Annotated in this window: 21 protein-coding genes, 1 pseudogene and 1 other annotated feature; of the genes and pseudogenes, 20 read left to right on the top strand and 2 right to left on the bottom strand. The window is 36.3% G+C overall.

The window, feature by feature from the left end; all coding sequences use genetic code 11:
* Positions 1–56 precede the first annotated feature (56 nt).
* Positions 57–182 (top strand) — a sequence feature (ribosomal protein L10 leader region).
* 36 nt (positions 183–218) lie between these two features.
* From rplJ to C7K43_RS00130, 3 genes are all read left to right on the top strand, one after another.
* The gene (rplJ, locus tag C7K43_RS00120; protein ID WP_124004987.1) at positions 219–722 is read left to right on the top strand and encodes a 50S ribosomal protein L10; all 504 of its coding nucleotides are present in this window, start codon (positions 219–221) and stop codon (positions 720–722) included.
* 44 nt (positions 723–766) lie between these two features.
* Positions 767–1,135 (top strand): 50S ribosomal protein L7/L12, encoded by a 369-nt coding sequence (rplL, locus tag C7K43_RS00125; protein WP_124004988.1) that lies wholly within the window; start codon positions 767–769, stop codon positions 1,133–1,135.
* A 258-nt stretch (positions 1,136–1,393) separates the two neighbouring features.
* Positions 1,394–2,023: an NAD(P)-dependent oxidoreductase gene (locus tag C7K43_RS00130; RefSeq protein WP_124004989.1), complete on the top strand. Its 630-nt coding sequence runs from the start codon at positions 1,394–1,396 to the stop codon at positions 2,021–2,023.
* A 120-nt stretch (positions 2,024–2,143) separates the two neighbouring features.
* Here the strand turns inward: C7K43_RS00130 and C7K43_RS00135 are convergent, their stop codons facing one another.
* Entirely contained in the window at positions 2,144–3,475 is a 1,332-nt protein-coding gene (locus C7K43_RS00135; RefSeq protein WP_124004990.1) for a PTS transporter subunit EIIC, read from the bottom strand.
* Between the two features lie 5 nt (positions 3,476–3,480).
* The gene (locus tag C7K43_RS00140) at positions 3,481–4,881 is read right to left on the bottom strand and encodes a glycoside hydrolase family 1 protein (protein ID WP_124004991.1); all 1,401 of its coding nucleotides are present in this window, start codon (positions 4,879–4,881) and stop codon (positions 3,481–3,483) included.
* Between the two features lie 205 nt (positions 4,882–5,086).
* On the opposite strand from C7K43_RS00140, the gene dnaX reads away from it, so the two are divergent.
* The 17 genes and pseudogenes from dnaX to C7K43_RS00225 all read left to right on the top strand — a co-directional run bounded on the left by dnaX (position 5,087) and on the right by C7K43_RS00225 (position 23,123).
* Positions 5,087–6,823 (top strand): DNA polymerase III subunit gamma/tau, encoded by a 1,737-nt coding sequence (dnaX, locus tag C7K43_RS00145; RefSeq protein ID WP_124004992.1) that lies wholly within the window; start codon positions 5,087–5,089, stop codon positions 6,821–6,823.
* Positions 6,824–6,844: 21 nt separating this feature from the next.
* The gene (locus tag C7K43_RS00150) at positions 6,845–7,156 is read left to right on the top strand and encodes a YbaB/EbfC family nucleoid-associated protein (protein ID WP_124007212.1); all 312 of its coding nucleotides are present in this window, start codon (positions 6,845–6,847) and stop codon (positions 7,154–7,156) included.
* 60 nt (positions 7,157–7,216) lie between these two features.
* Entirely contained in the window at positions 7,217–7,813 is a 597-nt protein-coding gene (gene recR / locus C7K43_RS00155; protein WP_124004993.1) for a recombination mediator RecR, read from the top strand.
* 33 nt (positions 7,814–7,846) lie between these two features.
* Entirely contained in the window at positions 7,847–8,500 is a 654-nt protein-coding gene (gene tmk / locus C7K43_RS00160) for a dTMP kinase (RefSeq protein WP_124004994.1), read from the top strand.
* Positions 8,497–8,826, top strand: a complete 330-nt coding sequence (locus C7K43_RS00165) for a cyclic-di-AMP receptor (protein WP_124004995.1) — start codon at positions 8,497–8,499, stop codon at positions 8,824–8,826. The genes tmk and C7K43_RS00165 overlap by 4 nt, the downstream gene beginning before the upstream one ends.
* Positions 8,827–8,871: 45 nt before the next feature.
* Entirely contained in the window at positions 8,872–9,804 is a 933-nt protein-coding gene (gene holB / locus C7K43_RS00170) for a DNA polymerase III subunit delta' (protein ID WP_124004996.1), read from the top strand.
* Between the two features lie 25 nt (positions 9,805–9,829).
* Positions 9,830–10,660 carry a PSP1 domain-containing protein gene (locus C7K43_RS00175; RefSeq protein WP_124004997.1) on the top strand — a complete coding sequence of 277 codons (831 nt, stop codon included), beginning with the start codon at positions 9,830–9,832 and terminating at the stop codon, positions 10,658–10,660.
* On the top strand, positions 10,653–11,000 hold the full coding sequence (locus C7K43_RS00180) for a DNA replication initiation control protein YabA (protein ID WP_186810676.1): 348 nt from the start codon (positions 10,653–10,655) through the stop codon (positions 10,998–11,000). The genes C7K43_RS00175 and C7K43_RS00180 overlap by 8 nt, the downstream gene beginning before the upstream one ends.
* A gap of 65 nt (positions 11,001–11,065) precedes the next feature.
* Entirely contained in the window at positions 11,066–11,938 is an 873-nt protein-coding gene (gene rsmI, locus C7K43_RS00185; protein ID WP_124004999.1) for a 16S rRNA (cytidine(1402)-2'-O)-methyltransferase, read from the top strand.
* A gap of 48 nt (positions 11,939–11,986) precedes the next feature.
* The gene (gene dinB, locus C7K43_RS00190; protein WP_124005000.1) at positions 11,987–13,114 is read left to right on the top strand and encodes a DNA polymerase IV; all 1,128 of its coding nucleotides are present in this window, start codon (positions 11,987–11,989) and stop codon (positions 13,112–13,114) included.
* A 171-nt stretch (positions 13,115–13,285) separates the two neighbouring features.
* Positions 13,286–13,864, top strand: coding sequence for a restriction endonuclease subunit S (locus tag C7K43_RS00195; protein WP_124005001.1), 579 nt, complete (start codon positions 13,286–13,288; stop codon positions 13,862–13,864).
* Positions 13,857–17,057: a type I restriction endonuclease subunit R gene (locus C7K43_RS00200; RefSeq protein ID WP_124005002.1), complete on the top strand. Its 3,201-nt coding sequence runs from the start codon at positions 13,857–13,859 to the stop codon at positions 17,055–17,057. The genes C7K43_RS00195 and C7K43_RS00200 overlap by 8 nt, the downstream gene beginning before the upstream one ends.
* Before the next feature lie 69 nt (positions 17,058–17,126).
* Positions 17,127–18,137: a RhuM family protein gene (gene rhuM / locus C7K43_RS00205; RefSeq protein WP_124005003.1), complete on the top strand. Its 1,011-nt coding sequence runs from the start codon at positions 17,127–17,129 to the stop codon at positions 18,135–18,137.
* Positions 18,127–19,281, top strand: a complete 1,155-nt coding sequence (locus tag C7K43_RS13710) for a restriction endonuclease subunit S (RefSeq protein ID WP_124005004.1) — start codon at positions 18,127–18,129, stop codon at positions 19,279–19,281. The genes rhuM and C7K43_RS13710 overlap by 11 nt, the downstream gene beginning before the upstream one ends.
* Positions 19,274–19,890, top strand: a pseudogene (gene fic / locus C7K43_RS00215) (protein adenylyltransferase Fic). Before C7K43_RS13710 ends, fic begins: the two are co-directional and overlap by 8 nt.
* Positions 19,877–21,472 (top strand): type I restriction-modification system subunit M, encoded by a 1,596-nt coding sequence (locus C7K43_RS00220; RefSeq protein WP_124005005.1) that lies wholly within the window; start codon positions 19,877–19,879, stop codon positions 21,470–21,472. Before fic ends, C7K43_RS00220 begins: the two are co-directional and overlap by 14 nt.
* 13 nt (positions 21,473–21,485) lie before the next feature.
* Positions 21,486–23,123 carry a type I restriction-modification system subunit M gene (locus C7K43_RS00225; protein WP_202583960.1) on the top strand — a complete coding sequence of 546 codons (1,638 nt, stop codon included), beginning with the start codon at positions 21,486–21,488 and terminating at the stop codon, positions 23,121–23,123.
* Positions 23,124–23,180 lie beyond the last annotated feature (57 nt).

Consider the following 23,180-nt stretch of genomic DNA (forward strand, 5'->3'; position numbering starts at 1 on the left):
AATTAAATAAATAAAAAATATTGACGCAAACACCTTTTCTATGGTAAGGTGTTTGACGTTAATACTTAAATATACCGAAGACAGTAGGTGACTTAAGTCGTAAATCCTACCGAGGACTTTTATTGATATTTGTCAATAGACCCTCTATGTCTGCGGTGGCATAGAGTTTTTTTATTGTAAAAAAACTCTTCCATCAAAATCAGGAGGTGAACGAAAAAATGAGTGAAGCAGCTATTGCAAAAAAAGCAGAAATCGTTACCCAAGTTGCACAACAATTCAATGCAGCTGAATCAGTTGTATTTGTGGATTATCGTGGCTTGACGGTAGATGAAGATACACGTTTACGTAAACAATTGCGTGACGAAAAAGTTGAAATGCACGTAATTAAAAATTCTATTCTTGTCCGTGCAGCTAAAGAAGCTGGTTTAGACGGATTAGAAGAAGTTTTTACAGGACCAACAGCAGTTGCTTTTAGTAATGACGATGTAGTTGCTCCGGCGAAAATTATCGATGAATTTTCAAAAGAAGCAAAAGCGTTAGAGATTAAGGGCGGCGTTATTGAAAGTAGAGTTGCTACATTGGATGAAGTTAAATCTTTGGCAAAACTGCCAGACCGCGAAGGACTTCTATCAATGTTGTTATCTGTATTGCAAGCTCCTGTACGCAACGTGGCTTACGGACTTAATGCAGTTATTGAAAAGAACGAAGAAGATGCTGCTTAATAGCAACATAAAAAAACTATTTATTATAATGGAGGAAAACAAAAATGGCATTAAATGTTGAAAACATTGTCGAAGAAATAAAAGGTGCGACAATTTTAGAATTAAATGATTTAGTTAAAGCTATTGAAGAAGAATTTGGTGTATCTGCTGCAGCACCAGTTGCAGCTGCTTCTGCTGGTGAAAGTGAAGAAGCTGAAGAACAAACTGAATTTACTGTAGAACTTAGTGATGTTGGCGGACAAAAAGTGAAAGTCATCAAAGCAGTACGTGAAGCAACTGGCCTAGGCTTGAAAGAAGCTAAAGCTGTTGTTGATGGCGCTCCTGCACCAGTTAAAGAAGGCGTATCTAAAGAAGAAGCTGATAGTTTGAAAGCTGCTTTAGAAGAAGCTGGCGCTTCTGTAGAAGTAAAATAGTCAGTAAAATGATAGTAAGCTAAGAAATCTTGTTATTAGATTTCTTAGCTTTTTTTATTTTTTAGAAATTAGTGTAAAACAATGCTTTTTCGGTTGCTTAAAATGAAATATTTTTAGCTTCAAATCAATAACCAAATATCATTTCTTTGATAGTAAAAAATACCCTACAAAAATAAAAAACGTAATTCTTTTCTTTTTATATGTGTAAGGTGTAGGATAAACTGTGAAAGAAGTTAATAAGCATTGGAGGAATTGTTGATGAAAATCGCAGTTGTAGCAGCAAACGGTAAAGCAGGAAAATTAATTACAAATGAAGCTGTCAAACGTAACCATGACGTGACCGCGATTGTACGCCATAAAAATCAAACAGAGGCTCCACAAGTTTTACAAAAAGATCTTTATGATTTAACAGCTCAAGATTTAAAAAGTTTTGATATAGTGGTCGATGCTTTTGGTGTTTGGGACCCTGCAGATATGGATTTACATGAAAGCTCGCTGATGCACTTAGTAGATTGCCTGAGTGGTACGAACACCCAATTATTTATTGTAGGTGGTGCTGGCAGTTTATATGTAGATGCTGAACATAAAAAACAATTGAAAGATACCCCTGATTTTCCCAAAGAAGCACGACCGGTCGCAGTTGGAATGGGTAAAGCTTTAGAACGTTTAAAAGATCGTAGTGATGTGCAATGGATTTATGTTAGCCCAGCGGCAAGTTTTGAATCTGATGGAGTAAAGACAGACGATTATACGATTGCTAGTAACGAGTATGTGGAAAACAATGAAGGTGAAAGTAAGATTAGCTATAGTGATTACGCTACTGGTTTTGTCGATGCGATCGAGTCAGGAAAATATAACCAAGTGCAAATTTCTATTTATCAAAATTAATTTTACGTGATCCACAATTTAATCATTGATCAAAAAAATATGACAGAATTCGAGTTATTTTTAACATCGTCTTCTATCATATTTTTTTAATTTTATTTTGTAATAATAAAGGAACCTCTACTATTTTTGTTGTTGAGCATACAGTTTATTATCATACATTTTAAAGAATGGATAATAAATGAGAATAGAAACGGCCAAATTAATAAAGGCAATTAGAACACCACGAAAATCGCCTCCGGTCCCCAAAAAGGCGCCCATTCCAACAGGAGAAATCCAAGGTATACCGGAGATGATTTTATTGACCAAACCTACTGAAGCAGCAAAATATGAAATAGTTACATTAATAATAGGTGTTAATATAAACGGGATCATCAAATAAGGATTATAAACAATGGGAGCGCCAAAAATAACTGGTTCATTGATATTAAACAGACCTGGTAAAATCGCTGCTTTTCCTAGTACTTTTAATTGATCCGATTTGGCATTAAAAACCATCAGCAAAACCAGACCTAATGTGCTGCCAGCGCCGCCTAGAAAAATATACATATTGACAAAGTCGCCGGCGAAAATATTGTTAGCCCCGTTAATATTTTCGGTTAGAGCTACCAGCAAAATAGGATTAATAAAGCTGTTTTTGATAATAGCAGTACCATGCACTCCTACCACCCATAGTAAGTGAATCAGTAACATAATGACAACAATTCCTAGCCAAGAACCTGTCAATCCTTTTACGAACTCAAAAGGCTGGGTTAAAATCGCATGTAAATCGGTATGGAAAAAAGCTAAAATCCCATTAATGATGACCATAGTAAATGCGATGAAAATGGCTGGTATTAAAGAAGCAAATGCTTTACTAACTCCGTCAGGTACGCCTTCAGGCATACGAATGGTAATATTTTTTACTATACATAAGCGATAAATCTGTACCGCTAAAATGGCTGTTAAAATCCCAATAAAAATACCCACACCACTAAAACGTGTAACCCAGCTATCAAGCGCTACGCCGTTATAGATAATTGACTCTTCAGCATTATTTTGCAGCAATTGGGCTTGTCCGTTTTGAATATCAACTTGAACAATCGTTAATAAAAATGCGAATAATCCTAAAATTGCACCGACAAAACTACTCATTTGTTTAGCAGTATCTTGACGATAGCTTTCCGTTAAATAAAAAGCCGTAGCCAAAGCATAAAATATTGCAATCGAGTCAATCGACATTGTTGTAACCACGCTGTAAAGCGGGGACAACTTCAGCACCGTTTGCTCAAAAAACGGCGCTAATGGAGGAATAATTTGTGGTAAATTATTAATAATTAAAAAAATTGAGCCAACGATAGTAAATGGGACGGTTACCACCCCAGCTTGCATGATCGCTTGTATAACGCGCAAGTTAGCTAGCTTATTTAGCGGTGGCATAAGTTTGTTTTCTAGAAAGTTAAACACTGTATTCATTACTCTCATCTTCTTTCCGGTGGAATCTCATTGGTTTGAATTAATTTTTGATACCAATAAAAGCTGTCTTTTTTATAACGCGCAAGTTGTTTTAGCTCTTTTTCTGTCCGATCCACGTAAATAAAACCATAGCGTTTACTAATGCCTTCATGGACGCTAATCAAGTCGATCGCTGACCATGGACTGTAGCCAAATAAATCAACGCCTGCTTCGATAGCTTCTAAGCACTGTTCAATGTGCTGTTTTAGATAATCAATGCGATAAGGATCGTGAACCTTCCCATCTTCCGTTAAATCATCTTTGGCCCCTAAGCCATTTTCAGTGATAATGATAGGCAGGTGATAGCGATCATAGAGCGTTTGTAAAGTGGTTTTAAAGCCATCTGGATCAATCGTCCAATTAAATTGGTTTTTCTTTAGATAAGGATTAGTGACTCCTTTATAAAAACCCCAATCCATGATGTCTTCACTTTGTTGATCACTAATTCCTTCAGTCATGTTATTTTTATCAGTAGGTTTTTCTACAGTTACAGTCGTATAAAAATTCATGGCAATAAAGTCAGGAAAGTTCTCTTTCATTAGAGCCTCATCGCCTGGAGCAAAAGTGATCGTGACGCCTTTTTGTTTTAAATAATCGCTAAAGACTGCATTGTAACGACCAAAACAGGAAAAATCGAGATATGCCCAGTTTCTGACGCTATTGAAATATAAAGATGCTTGATTATCTAGTGGTTTACTGGTGGCTGGATAAACAAGGGAAATATTCGGTACTGGACCAATTTGACCATTTTCTACCAGTTCGTGACAGAGTTTAAAAGCATATTTTTCGGCAATCATCAAATGATGAAATTGCTGATATTTTTCGTCTATGGGAATTTGTTTTCCTAGGATTTTTTGATCGACTAATAACATCACGTTAGGTTCATTAATCGTTAACCAATATTTCACTTGCTGTCCATAGGCTTTAAAGACTGTTATGGCATAGTCTTTAAAAGCGTCAACAGTTTCTCGGTTAGACCAGCCGCCGATCTCTTCCAGAGTTTGTGGTAAGTCAAAGTGATTAAGCGTGATAATTGGTTGAATGTTGTGTTGCAAGCATTCGTTAATGACGTCTTGATAATGATCTAATCCTGCTTGATTGACTTCTCCTCGGCCATTAGGGAAAATGCGCGCCCAAGAAATCGAGAAACGAAAAATTTGAACGCCTAATTCTGCTAGTAATTGGATATCTTCTTTATAGTGATGATAATGGTCACTTGCTATCGTAAAATCAGCGATTTCGTGGTTATCGCGTACTCTAGTATCTTGGACGGTTAATCCTTTACCATCACTTTTATAAGCGCCTTCTGTTTGGTGAGCGCTGATTGACGCTCCCCATAAAAAATCATTGGGAAATTTATGTGGCATAAAAATTCTCCTTTACAAATTAAAATCTTATTACTAAGTATACTAATTTCTAGCAATAAATTCGAGAGTAGCCACTTAAAAATTTGCACAAAACTGGGAGTTAAAGATTTAAAAAAGATCGGAGGGGATTTGTTTAAATTGTAGTTTTTTTAGGCAAAGTTGCGTATAATAGAAGGTAGCGAATTTTGAAAAGAGGTGGCAAAAAATGGTTTATCAAGCACTTTACCGCGTGTGGCGTTCACAACGATTTGATGACGTGATTGGTCAGCAAGCGATTACTCAAACTTTAAAAAATGCGATCATACAAAATCAAATTTCTCATGCTTATTTGTTTACTGGGCCACGGGGTACAGGGAAAACCAGTGCCGCAAAAATTCTTGCTAAAGCAGTGAATTGTCCTTATAGTAAAGATGGGGAGCCTTGTAATGAATGTGAAATTTGCCGTTCGATTACTGAAGGAAATCAAGAAGACGTGATCGAAATTGACGCGGCTAGTAATAACGGCGTTGAAGAAATTCGCCTGATTCGCGAACGAGCTAATTATGCTCCCACCCAAGCTAAGTATAAAGTTTACATTATTGATGAAGTTCATATGTTGTCTACTGGAGCTTTTAATGCATTGTTAAAAACATTAGAAGAACCCAAGAAAAATGTGATTTTTATCTTAGCCACCACTGAACCACATAAAATTCCTGCAACGATTATTTCCAGGACACAACGATTTGACTTTAAACGTATCGATACTAAGGATATTGTTGAACATTTAGCTTACATTCTAGACAAAAATGAGTTCAAGTTTGAGGAGGAAGCATTAAATGTCATTGCACAAGCTGCTGAAGGCGGAATGCGTGACGGGTTGAGTATCTTAGACCAGGCGATTTCTTTTAGTAATGGTACGATCACATTGCAAGATGCTTTAGAAGTTACAGGTAGTTTGACCTATGATATGATGGATCGTTTTATTTCAGCTTGTGAGCAAAAAAATACAGCGGAATGTTTGCAGTTATTAGATGAAATGCTAACTTCTGGTAAAGAAGCCAGACGCTTGCTAGAAAACTTGTTAGTCTATTGTAGGGACTTATTGATTTATCAAAAAGCGCCTCAATTATTAGCAGAAAAAGCACAGCACTTTACCGAAACATTCAAACAATCTGCAGAAAAAATTTCGGCCCAACAAATTTACGATTGGATTAATATTTTAAATAGGGCACAAAATGAAATACGTTTTACAACAAGTCCTAGAATTTACTTGGAAGTGGCGGCTGTCAAATTAGCCAGTGAAACAACTGGAGAAAATCCTCCTGCTGATAGTTCTTCCTCTGCTGATAGTCAGGAAGTGGCACAGTTAAAAGAACAAGTTGCTGCGATGCAAAAGGAAATGGATCAGCTAAAAAAACAAACAATACAACCGCAAGCGACAGCACAACCACAGCAAAACAAAGAAAAGAAACCTGCATCTACGCATTATCGTTTGCCTAAAAAACGTGTGTTTAAAGTTCTAAAAGAAGCAACTAAAAAAGAATTGACAAGTGTCAAAGAAGTTTGGGAGGATCTTTTAGATAGCTTAAGTGTGACGCAAAAAGCAATGTTAAGAGCAAGTCAACCTAAGGCTGCTAGTCCCAATGGTTTAGTAATTGCTTTTGATTACGAAATTATCTGTAAAAAAGCAGCAAATGATCAAGATTTTGTTTTAGCTGTACAAAACAACATCAGTCGTATGATTCCTGACTATGCGCCAGACTTGGTCTATATTACAAATGAAAGTTGGCCGCTATTACGGCAAGAGTTTCTATCAGGTCAAGAAGAGCCTGTAGAAGAAAGTGAATTTGCTGAAACAGAAGAAGAAACTGAAACGAAAGAGACCGACGAGAATAAAGAAGGCTTAGTCGTTTCAAAAGCCCAAGATTTATTCGGTGAATTAGCAACAATTAAAGAAGACTAAAAAATGAAAAGAGGAAATACTATGAAGGGTATGGGCAACATGCAAGGCATGATGAAGCAAGTACAAAAAATGCAAAAAGATATGGAAAAAGAGCAAGAGGAATTAAATAAAAAAGAATTTGTCGGAAAAGCGGCAAACGATTATGTAAAAGTAACGGCGACTGGAGATCGTACAATTAAGGATGTGCAGATCAATGAAGATGTGATTGATCCAGAAGATCCTGAAATGTTACAAGACCTAGTTGTAGCAGCTGTTAACGATTGCTTAGGAAATATTGAAAAAGAAACAAAACAAACGATGGGTAAATATACTCAAAATCTGCCAGGAATGTAAAGTAGGTTTAAAAAAGCCAATACCTCATTTTCTGGTTTATTAATAAAGGAGTTTTGAATCGTGCAGTATCCAGAACCAATTGCTCGTTTGATTGCAAGTTATATGAATTTGCCGGGAATCGGCCAAAAAACAGCGACACGATTAGCTTTTTATACGATCGATATGAAAGATGAAGCGGTCAATGATTTTGCTAAATCTTTGCTGAGCGTTAAACGGGATTTGACATATTGCAGTGTTTGCGGAAATATTACCGAAGACGATCCTTGTGAGATATGTGCAGATACGACACGAGATCATTCAATTATTCTTGTTGTTGAAGAACCCAAAGACGTGATGGCTTTAGAAAAAATGAAAGAATATCAAGGGCTGTATCATGTTTTACATGGAGTCCTTTCACCTATGGAAGGAACTGGACCTGAAGATATCAATATTCCCAGTTTGATCAAACGTTTAGAAAACGAAGAAGTTAAAGAAGTGGTTATTGCAACCAATGCTTCTACCGAAGGCGAAGCTACTGCAATGTACCTTTCCCGTCTGATTAAACCAGCTGGCATTAAAGTAACACGACTGGCCCATGGATTATCTGTCGGAAGCGACATCGAGTACGCTGATGAGGTGACTTTATCCAAGGCAGTAGAAGGCAGAACAGAAATATGATAAGAGTTTTAGGCGAAAGAGGAGGAAAATAGGGTGGATGGACTATTCATAACCGTTGAAGGGCCAGATGGCGCGGGTAAAACAAGCGTGCTTAATGAATTATACCCGCGTTTACAATTTGCATCAGAAAAAGAAATCATTAAAACAAGGGAGCCCGGTGGCGGAAAGATCGCTGAAAAAATCCGTGCCCTTATTTTAGATCCGGTTTATGAAGAAATGGATGATCGTACTGAAGCTTTACTGTATGCTGCAGCACGCAGGCAGCATGTAATTGACGTAATTTCTCCGGCTTTAAATAAAGGTCAAGTTATTTTATGTGATCGTTTCGTGGATAGTTCTATTGCCTACCAAGGTGCAGGACGTCGTATTGGAATAAAAGAAGTTGCACAAATTAATCAATTCGCAACTGAGGGACTAACGCCTGATTTCACGCTGTATTTAGATGTTGATTCAGATACCGGGTTGCACAGAATTCAGCATTCTCGAGGGTATCAAGTTGACCGATTGGAGTCAGAAGGGTTAGAATTTCATCAAAGGGTCCGGCATGCCTATTTAAAAATAGCTGAACAAAATTCAGCTCGTGTACATAAAATAGACGCGAGAATGGGTTTGCAAGATGTAGTCGATCAAAGTTTCCGAGCGATTATTACAACTTATCCAAACTATTTTAAGGAGATGGTAGAATGAAACTAGTGTTAGCGATCGTTCAAGATAAAGACAGTAACCATTTAGCCAACGAATTCATTGAGGCCAATATTCGTGCGACAAAATTATCATCTACTGGCGGCTTTTTGAAAGCAGGGAATAGTACTTTCATTATCGGGGTAGAAGATGAACGAGTGGAAAAAACATTAGATTTAATCAAAAAAACTTGTCAATCACGAAAACAATATGTTTCTACGCCCATGTCACTAAATGTATCCTTAGAGGGACAAGTTCCTTATCCAGTTGAAGTAGAAGTTGGCGGTGCTACCGTATTTGTCTTACCTATTGAGAAATTTCAACAATACTAAAAAGTTGTCAAATAACGGGGATATCAGGAAGCGAGGAGCATTTAAATGGGAGAAGGAAACTTTTTAGCACAAAGCCAGCCTCTTGTTTACTCGCAAATGAAAAAAAATGTGGAGCATGAGCGTTTAGCTCATGCTTATATTTTTGAAGGAGATAATGGGTGTGGTAAACATGAGATGGCTTTATGGTTAGCTAAGCGACTATTATGTCTGAATGTAACTGAAGGAAAGCCTTGTGAGCAATGTGTGAACTGCAACAGAATTAATGAAGGCGAGCATCCCAACGTTCAATTGCTTGAGCCTGATGGACAAACGATAAAAGTTTATCAGATTCGTCAACTTCAAGCAGAGCTTGCCAAGAGTAGCTTTGAAAAAGGGATGCAAATTTTCGTTATTCAGCAAGCAGATAAGATGAACCCAAGTGCTGCAAATAGTTTACTAAAACTTTTAGAAGAGCCACCGGGAAATTCAGTAGCTATCTTAGAAACAAATGTTCTAGGAAAGATCTTACCTACGATCCAATCACGCTGTCAGATTGTTCATTTTACTCCTTTGGCAAAAGAGCATTTAATTAAACGATTAGAAGAAAATCATTTATCAACAAATGTTGCTAAACTCATTGCGAATCTAACAAATAGTTATGATAAAGCAGTTGAAATCTCTGAAGATGAATGGTTTAATGAAACTAGGGAAATTATATCAACATGGTTTGATTATCTAAAAAAAGGTGATCCGCAAGCTTTTATTTTTGTGCAAAAAAAGGTAGTTGCCCAAGCAAAAGAGAAAGAACAACAACGAATGATTTTTGCAATACTTTTAGTTTATTTTCAAAATGAACGGGATCGCTCATTAGAAAACAGGCAACAGACACAACGTAATAATCATATACTTGAACTGATTCTGCAAGCACAACAAAAGCTGACTGCTAATGTGGCTTTTCAAGGCACAGCTGAACAGTTAGCGTTGCGAATCATTGACTAGCTCCTTAGAAGAAAGGATGAGTGACGTGATCAATGTAGTAGGCGTTCGTTACGAGAAAACCGGGCCTATTTATTATTTTTCTTCTGGCAAAGAAGAATTTTCATATGGCGATAAAGTTTTAGTCGAAAAAAAACAAGTAAAAGCTATTGCTAAAGTTGTGATAAGTAACAAAGAAATGGCAGAAAAAGATTTACCAGATAAAATAAATACAGTTTTACACAAAGCAACTAAAGAAGAACTATTACAAGATGAGAAAAATCAGCAAGAAGCGCAAAATGCGCTAGCAATTGGTAGACAAAAAGTCCGTGAAAACCAAGTAGCTATGAAGCTGGTTGATGCGAAATACACTTTTGATCGTCGTAGAATGGTTTTTCACTTTATCGCAGAAGGCCGCGTTGATTTCCGAGGGCTTGTTAAAGAGCTAGCAAGAATATTTAAAACTAGAATTGAATTACGGCAAGTTGGCGTAAGAGACCAAGCAAAAATTGTGGGTGGTATCGGGCCATGTGGTCGACAGTTATGCTGCTCAACGTTTTTAGGAGAATTTGCGCCGGTTTCAATTAAAATGGCTAAAGACCAAGGCCTTTCCTTGAATCCAAATAAAATATCTGGTCTGTGCGGACGTTTAATGTGTTGTCTAAACTATGAAAATGATGAATATGTAACGGCTAAAAAAGAGCTTCCTGATTATGGAACGATGATTTTAACACCTGAGGGTAAAGGACGAGTCGTTGGTCTTAATTTATTAAGCCGTGTTATTAAAGTTCGCTTAACTAGCCAACAAATTCCTGTGGAATACGATTATGAAGAATTAAAAGAAACGCTCAAAGCAGGTGATACATATGTCGATGGATAAACGTTCTTTGTATGATGGATTGAATGAGTTTGAAGAAGATTTACAAAAATTATCACAAAATTTAGTGGAAATGAAAGGCTCATTACAAGAGTTGGTTGAAAAAAACACCACCCTTGAATTAGAAAATCAACGTTTAAGAGAACGTATCCACGAATTGAGTCACCATGACTCTAACCATTCAGAAAAAGAAAAGCAAGAACTTTCGCAATCACGGATGAACCTTGAAAAAATTTATGAAGAAGGTTTTCACGTTTGTTATGATTTATATGGTTCTAGGCGTGAACATGATGAACCATGTGCCTTTTGTTTAGAAGTTATTTATCGTGATAGTGGAAAATAAGTAGAAATGGACTGGATCATTATTGATGCCCAGTCTTTTTTTGTTAAATATAATGGAGGCAATCATTGAAAAAACAAAAAAGTTATAAAGACGAAGCGGGTAAATTATATCTCGTTCCCACACCAATTGGTAATTTAGAGGATATGTCTGTGCGAGGAGTGAAAGTGTTAAAAACAGCTGATTTAATTGCTAGTGAAGATACTCGTAATACGCAAAAATTGCTCAATCATTTTGACATTGCTGTAGCACAAAAAAGTTTACACGAACATAACTACAAACAGCGCATTCCCGAATTTCTGGAGCTATTAAAACAAGGACAAACAATTGCCCAGGTAAGCGATGCAGGAATGCCTTCCATCAGTGATCCTGGTCAAGAATTCGTTGCTTCTTGCATTGAAGAAGGCATTTCGGTTATTTCTTTACCGGGCCCAACAGCAGGACTGACAGCTTTGATCGCTTCTGGCTTAGCGGCTCAACCTAATTATTTTTATGGGTTCTTGCCACGTAAAAGGAAAGATCAGCAGGCGACGTTAGAAAAACTAGCTACTATTAAGGCAACGTTGATTTTCTATGAATCACCTTACCGCTTAAAAACTACAGTAGCCAATATGATTGAAGTTTTTAGTGAGCAAAGAAGGGCGGTAATTTGCCGCGAATTAACAAAAATACATGAAGAATATTTAAGAGGAACATTAGCGGAACTACATGATTACTTGGCAGATAATACGCTTAAAGGAGAGTGCTGTTTAATAGTTGAAGGACAAATAGCACAAGAAATTCCTGATCAGGTATCTAAAGAGCCCTTAAAAGTTCAGGTGGAACAATTGATTGCAACAGGCTTAAAGCCAAATAGTGCCATCAAAGAAGTAGCAAAACAAAATGATTTAAAAAAGCAAATCGTTTATAACGATTATCATGATCTTAATCAATCAGAATAATTTGCAGGGGAACGTCCGTTTGAGTATAATGGAATTGAGGTGGGAAAGATGACCGGCTTACAATTTCCGTTAAAAAACGATATTACACGTAAAATTATTCATATAGATATGGATGCTTTCTTTGCTTCAGTTGAGGAAAGAGATAATCCAAAATTAGCAGAACAGCCGCTTGTGATTGCTCGTCATCCTAACGATACAGGTGGGCGTGGGGTCGTTACAACGGCGAATTATAAAGCACGTAAATATGGCATTCACTCGGCGATGAGTGCGCAAAAAGCTTATGAACTATGTCCTCATGCTACTTTTTTTCCGGGAAATCATCAAAAGTATCGTGCCATCTCGCAGCAAGTGCGTGAGATTTTTCAGCGCTATACGGACATTATCGAACCAGTGTCGATTGATGAAGCCTATTTAGATGTTACTCAAAATAAAATTAATAGTACTTCCGCCATAAAAATTGCTCGAATGATCCAGCATGATATTTGGCAAGAAGTACATTTAACTTGTTCGGCTGGAGTCAGTTATAATAAGTTTTTAGCAAAACTGGCATCTGATTATCAAAAACCTAAAGGATTAACTGTTGTCACGCCTGATAAAGCTGTGGACTTTTTGAAAGATTTACCGATCGAAAAGTTTCATGGTATTGGCAAAAAAACAGCACCCAAAATGCATGAATTAGGAATTTATACTGGAAATGATCTTTATCAAAAGAGTGAGATGGAATTAATTCAAGAATTTGGGAAGATGGGGTATTCGCTTTACCGGAAAGTTCGTGGCATCCATAATTCCCCCGTTCAAGTAACTAGAGAACGTAAGTCTGTGGGGCGCGAGCGCACTTATGCTAAAGAATTGACAAGTGAACAAGAATGTCTGACAGAACTAAGAACCATGGCTGCTCAAGTAATGCAAAGTTTAAAAAAAGAACAAAAACACGGGAAAACTGTGGTACTAAAATTACGCTATTCTGATTTTGAGACAATTACTAAGCGTGCTACGGTACAAGAATACATTTACCAAAAAGATGATATTTTTTCTCAGGCAAGCTTAATTTTTGAAGAAGTAGCACAAGTTGAAAAAGGTGTTCGTCTTTTAGGAATTACAATGACCAATTTAGATCCGTTGACTTATGAAAATATTGTCCTTCCGCTATGGGAAAAAGGGGATCCTTATAAATAAATAGATAAAATACCATTTTTTCGTTAAATTAGAGTAGTCCAACCAATTTAACCAAGATGGTATTTTTGTTTTGTGTCTTAAAAAAATCACAAAGTATGCTTGTAAATTAATATTAGTTATGCTATGTTGTAACCATAAATAAAAAAGTGTTTTTTGAAAGGCACGAATCAAATGGAAAAAATGATAAAAAACTTAGTAAAATTTACCAGTGGTTCACCTCAGTTTCGTATCAATGAAAGCTTTTTAGTAGAAGCACCGATTTATCTATTCTATGACCAATCCGATTTAGCTGAAGACCTTGTCGATTTATCTTTAGATAATACAGAAAAAAAACGTGTACATACTTTGGATGAATTGAGTACGTTAAGGGCTGGGGATGTCGTTTTTAGTTTAATATCAGGTAAAGCCGCTATCGTACGCAGTGCGCATGAAGATTATCTATATACTCAGAATTATATTAAACTGGTTCCAAAAAAAGAACTTGATTCACGTTTTCTTGTTTATCTTCTTAATGAAGATAAACAAGTACGACGCCAGTTTCAAAAAGGAATTCAGGGGTCTGCGACGATGAAGTATACTGTTAAGCAGTTAAAAGAGTTAGTTATGCCGACTTTACCTAATTTAGAAAAACAAAAAAAAATCGGTAGCATTTATTTTAAGCAATTACGCAAACAAGCATTAAAAGAAAGAGTTGCAGAATTAGAAACAAAAGCTTTATTGGCTAAATTAGAGGAGGAAAAGCATGAATGAATTACAGTTTGAAAACAATTTGATCCAGTACCTTACGACTGGTAAAGTCGCAGCACATACACAAAAGAATTTGATAGATGAACCCTTATCAGATTATATATATCGTACAAAATTGTGGGAATATGAGCCTGAAATCAATTCGACAGAACAGCTTTGGGATAATTTTAAAAAAATTTTGGAACAACATAACCAAAGTACGTTGAATCACCCTTTAAGCAATATTGAGTTTAACCAAGTGAAAAAAATTATTTCTGATCTTAAAACACCTTATGAAGCAGGGCAATTTTTATATGGTCTTAATGGTGTTTCTCAAATCGAGATCGACTTGGATGATGGGCGTCATGTATTTCTTACTGTTTTTGACCAAAAACAGATCGGAGCCGGTGATACGGTCTACCAAATCGTCAATCAAATTGTGCGGGTACCTAAGATTACAGGGAAGCAAGAACGGATATTCGATACGACACTGTTGATCAACGGCCTCCCGATTATTCAAATCGAAGAAAAACGTGACACTCATGATGTGGATGAAGCTTTAAATCAAATGGAACAATATATTGATGAGCATCAGTATAGTGATATCTTTTCGACAGTGCAGATTCTCATTGGTATGACACCTAATAATGTCAAATATATGGCGAATACGACTATTGATAAATTCAATAAAGATTTTGCTTTTAATTGGCAACGCCGTAAGGACAATAGTATCGTACGCAATTGGAAAGAATTTGCTGATCTGATGTTGAGTATTCCTATGGTACACCAAATGGCTACGAATTATATGATCTTAGACGGCACTCAAAATAAACAGATGTTAAAAGTGATGCGTCCTTATCAAGTCTATGCCACCCAAAGTGTTATTGAAAAAATCAAACAGACAGATTTTGATCTAGGGGTAAACAAATTGGGATATGTCTGGCATACTACCGGTTCAGGTAAGACGATCACAAGTTTCAAAACGGCTTGGCTTGCCAGTCGAATGCCTAAAGTAGATAAAGTCGTTTTTGTCGTCGATCGTATTGCGTTGACCAAGCAAACTGATGAAAATTATCGAGCTTATGATCCAGATGGAAATATCGGAGATATAGGCGAAGGCAGTGTGCAAGCAACTGAATCGACCACGGATTTAAGTCGTAAATTAAAAAGCAAAGATAATAACATCGTTGTGACGTCTGTGCAGAAACTTGATACCTTAATCAAACGGAAGTCATTTAAAGCGCCTAATAAAAATATTATCTTTATTGTCGATGAGGCCCATCGTTCTACAGGGGGAGACAGTTTTGCCAATATCCAAAAAGCCTTTCCACGTTCCGCTTGGGTGGGATATACTGGTACACCGATGTTCGATGACTCGACCAATGGAATGCGCACCGAAGATATTTTTGGCCCTTTGCTTCATGCTTATACCATACGTGAGGCTATTGCAGACCGGAATGTTTTGGGATTTAAGGTCGATTTTGAAACAACGATCGATGAAAAAAGAATGAAAAAAGAATATCTGCCCGGCTTTTACAGAGAACGTTATCCTAAATGGACTGACCAACAAATTCAAGAAAAGATTGATCATTTAACTGCCGAAGATATGGATGATACCATTCAGCCGAGTTTTTATGACGAAAATGAAGAACATGTCAAATTAGTAGTCGCAGATATTTTTAACAATTGGCGTAACCGTTCTAATGAAGGAAGATATAATGCTCTATTTACGACTCACGTGGGTGGGGGAAAAGCCAGTACGCCAATGGCGATGATGTATTTTAGAGAATTTCAACGAGTGAATGCTGAAAATCAAAAAAATGGAAAACCAACTTTAAAAATTGCGATTACTTTTAGTCAGAACACTTCAAATAACAACACGATGTTACTGACTAATCAAGGACTTTTTGATGCGATGAACGTTTATAATGCTGAATTTGGCACTAGCTTTGATATGTCGGATGTGTCAGGCTACACCCAAGATGTAGTAAGCCGTTTAAATAAAACAGCAACAGACAAGCATTTCTTAGATTTGGTGATCGTCGTCGATCAACTATTAACTGGTTTTGATGCACCCGAAATGAATACTCTTTACGTTGATCGGACTCTACGCAATGCTGGTTTGATCCAAGCTTACTCACGTACAAATCGAATTGCAGATCTGCAAGAAAAACCATGGGGAAGAATCGTTAATTATCGATGGCCAGCACAAAATGAAAAATGGATGAATCGCGCCCTTGCAATTTATGCTAACAAGGATTCAGCTATTTTGTCAGACGAAGAAAGACGAAAAAATATTAAAGAAGACAATATTATTGCTAAATCCTTTAAAGAAGAATTTGATGAAGTGAAAAAAGTTGTAGACCAAATAGATCAATTGACTGATGGTTTTCAACAGTTGCCGCCAAGTGAAAAGAAAAAAGAACAAATGGTTGAATTAATCAAATCCTATAGTTCAGGGATGGCGAAGTTAAAACAGTACAAACCAGAGGAAGTTAACGGTGAAGATATTGGTTTTAATTACGACGATCCAGATCAGCTAATTCGAGCTTTGGGAATAACCGATGAACAGCATATTTCCCTAACCACTGTTTTAACAAATGAATTAAAGCAATATATGGCTAAATCGAAGAAAGTTCCTATTCAACAAATCGAATTACGCATGACTCATGTGAAAGATATAAAAATCGATTATGATTATTTGACTGAACTAGTTGAACAACTATTGAATGAAGTACACGAAAGAAAAATGATCGAAGCCAAAGTTACAAAAGAAAAAATCAGTCAGTTTGCCAATGGGTTGGAAGATCATAATTATGCAGATAAGATCAAAAATGCAACGAATGCTATTATTAAGGGGTACTATCCGCCTGCAGGTTCAGATTTCCCATTCCCAGCTAAATTGAATGAAAGTGAAACGGTCATTCAAGAAGCAAATAATGTGAGCCTAGATCGCCGGTTCCAAGATTTTCGTATTAAATGGGGGATTATTGATGTGGTTACCAGTGCGCAAATGCGAGAACTGTTCAGTAGCCATCGCTATAGCATGCAAGATTTAGATGACACTGGTCAAATTCGTGATATCATTGCCAAAGCAAGTAAAAGCTATCAGAACCTTGCTCATGATGAGAACGTGGTTAAACTGAGTAGAATTAAGTATCGAAATCAATTAAGAGATGCCATTTATAAATTAGCCGATGAAATAGTAGAAGTTTAATAAATTTATGGTTTATATAAAATTTGTTTCTAAAATAAAAAAAACAGCTTGAAACGAAAGGATAAGGCTATGGCAAATGAAATAATACTATACAACACAGAAGATGGACAAACCAAGGTTGAACTTCACCTGAACGAGGGTACAGTCTGGTTATCCGAGCTTGAGATCGCAGAGTTGTTTCAAACAACAAGACAAAATATTAATAAACATATAAAGGCGATTATAACTGATGGTGAGCTTGACGAAGAAATGGTTAGCAACTATCAGTTGCTAACCACTAAACATGGGGCCATGGAAAGTAAAACACAAACAAAAGAAGTTAAGTTTTACAATTTAGATATGATTCTCGCAATTGGCTACCGAGTACGTTCAGCACGTGGTGCGCAATTTAGACGGTATGCTTCGACTGTATTGAAAGAATATCTCATTGAAGGAGCTGTGTTAGATACTGACAAGTTAACGGATAATTTAACTTATTTCAAAAAGTTGCAAAAACGTATTCGAGATATTCGATCGAGTGAACGATTGTTTTATCAACAAGTTTTAGATATATTTGCAACAAGTATTGATTATAATGGGACAAGTGAGGTAGCACGAGAGTTCTTTCAAACTGTACAAAACAAAATGCTTTATGCGGTTACAGGACAAACAGCTCCAGAATTGATCTTCTCGCGTTTGGATGCGACAAAAAATGATTTAGGTTTAACAACATATAAAAGTAATTATCCGCGAAAATCTGATTTGAAGATTTCTAAGAATTATCTTGATGAAAAAGAACTTAATCGATTAAATTTGATTGTTTCCGGGTATTTGGATGCTGCCGAGTATCAAGCAGAAACACAAACGACAATGACAATGGCGGATTGGAAAGAAGAATTGGATAGATACCTCACCTACCAACGTGCCGATATTCTTGAAGGTAGAGGATCCGTAAGCCGTAGGTCAGCTAATGATAAAATCGATAAAGAATATGAAAAATATCAAATAGAGCATCATGAAATAACCAAAGTCGATGAAGATTATTTCAAAGCTTTGACTAATGACATTAAACATTTGAAAGGAAACAACAATGACAGATAAGAAAATTGGTACACCTAAATTAAGATTCCCAGGCTTTACGGATGAGTGGAAACAGCGTAAGTTAAAAGATGTCATTGAACTTGAGCTAAAGGGAACAGCAAAAGCTAAAATGTCTGGTTATGAAAGTGTTTATCTTGAAACTAATTATTTAAATGGAGGAAATATTTCGTATGTTGATTCACCTAGCAATGTTGATAAAAACGATGTGTTAATTCTCTGGGACGGCTCACAAGCAGGAACGATATATCATGGCTTCAAAGGCGCTTTAGGTTCAACTTTAAAAGCATTTAAACCTAAAAGTTCTGGGGAATTTCTATATCAATATTTAAAACGAAACCAACAAATAATTTATGATAATTATCGAACACCTAATATTCCGCATGTCATAAAAACTTTTTCCGATGAATTTTCTATTAGTGTTCCGAGCAATAAGGAGCAACAGAGAATTGGAAGATTTTTTCATCAATTAGACATTACTATTGCCCTTCATCAGCGTGAATTAGAACATTTAAAATTAAGAAAAAGTGGTCTACTTCAAAAAATGTTTCCAAAAAATGGAGAGAAGTTTCCAGAAGTTCGTTTTCCAGGCTTTACAGACGATTGGAAACAGTGTAAGTTGGGAGAACTTGGAACAGTTGCTATGAACAAGCGTATATTTAAAAATCAAACAAGTAGTGAAGGTGATGTTCCTTTTTATAAAATTGGTACATTTGGCGGTGAACCAGATTCTTTTATTCCTCGCCAATTATTTGAGGAGTATAAAGAAAAGTTTCCATATCCGGAAGTGGGGGATATATTAATTTCTGCATCTGGGAGTATAGGAAGAGCTATTGAATATACAGGGAAAGACGAATATTTTCAAGATAGCAATATTGTTTGGCTAAAGCATGATAATAGACTCGAAAACACATTTTTAAAACAGTTTTATTCCATAGTAAAGTGGCAGGGATTAGAAGGCAGTACTATTAAAAGACTTTATAATAAAAATATTCTTAATACCAAGATCAATGTACCATCAATTGCAGAACAACAAAAAATTGGATTATTTTTCAAACAACTCGATGATGCTATTACTCTTCATCGGCGTAGACTTCATCATATGAAATTGCGCAAAAAGGCATTATTACAACAAATGTTTGTTTAAAAATTTTACCAGTGATGCTGAATTTGCGAGAAAAGAGGAGCGCATTACTAAAATAAAAGCAAAAGAACTTTATGATAAAGGGTACATGGATCAGGTAGAAGTAGTAATCTTCAAGGGTTTAGCACAGTTTCATCGTTTTCTTTTTTCAGAAGCTTATGATTTTGTAGGTGAAGTCTGAACTGTAAATATAGTGAAGGGAAATTTACGCTTTGCACTAATGATGTATTTAGAGACTGCTTTAAAGAGTGTAGGTAAAATGTCACAGGACAATTTCGTTAAAATTGTCGAGAAGTACGTGGAGATGCACATCGTTCATTCTTTTTGAGAAGGTAACAGCAGGGCGATGCGAATTTGGCTAGATTTGATTCTAAAAAAGAACTCAGTTAAGTAATCGAATGGTCAAAAGTAGACAAAGCAGATTATTTTCCAGCAATGGGACGTAGTCCAATTAAAGATGTGGAAGTCAAAGTACTGCTGAAACAAGTCTTGACAAATGAAATTAATGGTCGAGAGGTTTATATGAAAGGCATTGATCAAAGTTATTACTATGAAGGGTATATGTTATTTAAAGTAGAAGTATTAAAGGAGACTAACAATGGCAAAGAATAATTTACAATCAATTTCTAGCAGACTTTGGGCAATGGCAAACGAATTACGAGGGAACATGGATGCAGGAGAATTTAAAAATTATATTTTAGCATTCTTATTCTACCGTTATTTGTCGGAACACCAAGAAGAATATTTAGTAACGAATAATGTAATAGATATTCCAGAAGATTCCTCAGTTAATGAAGCCTACATAGTGGAGGCTTCTGGAGAAGACTTACCGGATTATTTAGACGATATATCTTCAAGTTTAGGGTATGCTATTGAACCAGAGGATACTTGGGTTTCCCTCAACGAAAGAATTGATCATTCTCAAGTGATTCCAAGTGATTATCAAACCATTTTTGATAATTTCAATAAGAATGCAGAGTTAAACCAAGATGCTGCTCGAGATTTTAGAGGTATATTTAACGATATCAATCTAGGAGATTCACGCTTAGGCAGTTCTACAACGGCTCGTGCAAAATCTCTAAATAATATTGTGAAATTGGTGGATGAGATTGAGTACAAAAATGGGGAAGGAAAAGACATTTTAGGTGAAATCTATGAATACTTAATTGGCCAATTTGCTGCTAGTGCTGGAAAAAAAGGTGGAGAGTTCTATACTCCTTATCCCGTCAGTAAAATTTTGGCTAAAATTGTAACAGCTAATGCTGAATCATCAAAAGATACTTTCACTGTTTATGACCCAACAATGGGAAGTGGATCTTTGTTGCTTACAGTAGGTGATGAATTGCCTGACGACAGCACGGATGGCGCGATTAAGTATTATGGACAGGAGCTCAATACAACGACCTATAACTTGGCTCGAATGAATTTGATGATGCATGATACAACTTATAATAATATGTTTTTGAGCAATGCGGATACTTTAGAAAGCGATTGGCCAGATGGTCCAGATGAAAAAGGAATTGATAGGCCAAGAAGCTTTGATGCTGTAGTTGCCAATCCTCCATATTCTGCGCATTGGGACAATGCGGAAACAAAGTTGAAAGATCCTCGTTTTAGCGAATATGGGAAATTAGCACCTGCTTCAAAGGCTGACTTCGCATTTGTACTGCATAGCATTTATCACTTAAATCATAAAGGGACTATGGCAATTGTTTTACCACATGGAGTACTCTTTCGCGGAGGCGCAGAAGGTAAAATCCGCCAAACTCTGATTGAGAAAAACTATTTGGATACAGTAATTGGTTTACCATCAAAATTGTTTTACGGAACCAGTATTCCAACAACCATTTTAGTTTTTAAGAAAGATAAAGAAAATAAAGATATTCTTTTTATTGATGGGAGTAATGAGTTTGAGAAAGGTAAAAATCAAAATAACTTAAGTAATAAAAATATTGATAAAATCGTGAATACTTTTAACTCCCGTAAAGATGTCGATAAATATGCGCATGTGGCTCCGATCGAAGAAATCAAAGAAAACGATTTTAACTTGAATATTCCTCGGTATGTGGATACTTTTGAAGAAGAGGAACCAATTGATTTAGAGGAAGTAAATAAACTCATCGAACAAGATAACGCGGAAATTGCCAAATTGGAAGCTGAAATCGATGAACAATTGAGAATGTTAGGAGTATAGAAAGGAGACAACTATGGAGATTGGTTTTGAACAAATTTGGTTGCAAATTGAAAGTAATAAAATCGAAAGCATGACTGTCTCCGAGTATAAGAATTATGTTTTAGGTTTCTTGTTTTATCGTTATTTGTCTGTTAACCAAGAACGCTATTTGATTGAAAATAATGTGTTGGATATTGCAAAAAATGAATGCGTAAATGAAGTGTATTTGCGTGAGGCAATTGGTCATGATTTAGGAGATTACCTTGATGATATTTCCTCAAGTCTTGGCTATGCGATTGAACCAGAAGACACTTGGGAGTCATTGATTAGGAAGATAGATAATAGTACCTTGCAAGCAAGTGATTATCAAACCATTTTTGATCACTTCGAGAAAAATTCACAGTTAAACATTGAAGCTGCAAGTTATTTCTCCGGTATTTTTGATGATGTGAACATAAGTGATCCTAGGTTAGGAACAAATACTACATGCCGTGCAAGATCACTTACAAAAATAGTAAGAACTATTGATGAACTTAGCTTTGAAAATTCAAATGGGCAAGTAATGGTACATAGCCTCTTTGAAAACTTGATTGAACAATTCGCAAATTCAGCTGGGAAAAGTGGTGGAGAGTTCTATACGTCCCATTCAGTTTCAACGTTATTAGGGAAACTTGTTACAGATGGGGTGCCTGTGCGAGATAATACATTTATGGGTTATGATATGTCATCTGGCTCAGGATCCACCTTGCTTGCATTAAAAAAGGAAGTACCTGACGAGGACCGTTCTGGCGCTGTGAAACTTTATGGGACTGAAAAAGAGCTGACTACTTATAACCTATCTCGTATGAATTTGTTGATTGGTGGGATGTCGTATAAAAATACCCGATTAAACAATGCAGATACTTTAGGCGCTGATTGGCCAGATGGTTCGGATGAACTTGAGAACAATCAACCACGTGTGTTCGATGCAGTAGTTTCCGATATACAATTTTCTGCGAATTGGTATGCTTCGTCATCACTAATGAAAGATCCTCGCTTTAGCGAATATGGGAAATTAGCGCCAAAAGGAACGGCGGATTATGCTTTTGTTTTGCATGGATTATATCATCTTGATAAAGAAGGAACGATGGCGGTTGTACTGCCACAAGGTGTTTTGTTTCGAGGTGGGGTGCCAGGGCAATCTGGTGCCCAAGCAGAGTCGTTTATTCGGAAAAATCTAATTGAGCATCCAAGTGGGAATAGAATTCATGCTGTAATTGGTTTGCCAGAAAACATTATGTTTGCAGCAAAAGGGAAGAAATCAGTTGCTGTAACCATAGTTGTCTTTAAGAAAAAAAGTTCGTCCAATGATATTTTATTTATTGATGCAAAAGATGACTTTGAAAAGGGCAAGAATCGGAACTATCTAACTGGTGAAATTCTCGACAAAATTATTCAGACATACAGTAATCGGATAAATGTAGATAAATATGCACATTTGGCTTCAATTGAGGAAATACGTGAAAATGAGTATAATCTTAACATATCAAGATATGTCGATAATTTTAAAGAAGAAGCCCCAATTGATTTGGACGAAGTTGAATGGCTACTCGAAGAGGATGATGCAGCTATTGCAAAGGCCAAAACAGAAATTAACCAGGCATTGGTTCTACTTGGTATTAAAAAATTATAGAGAAGGGTCCTTGGCTTTTCTTACCTACGCTAAGTGGGAATAGCGAAAGTTTGAACA

The organism is Tetragenococcus koreensis (assembly GCF_003795145.1).
Taxonomy (GTDB): Bacteria; Bacillota; Bacilli; order Lactobacillales; family Enterococcaceae; genus Tetragenococcus; species Tetragenococcus koreensis.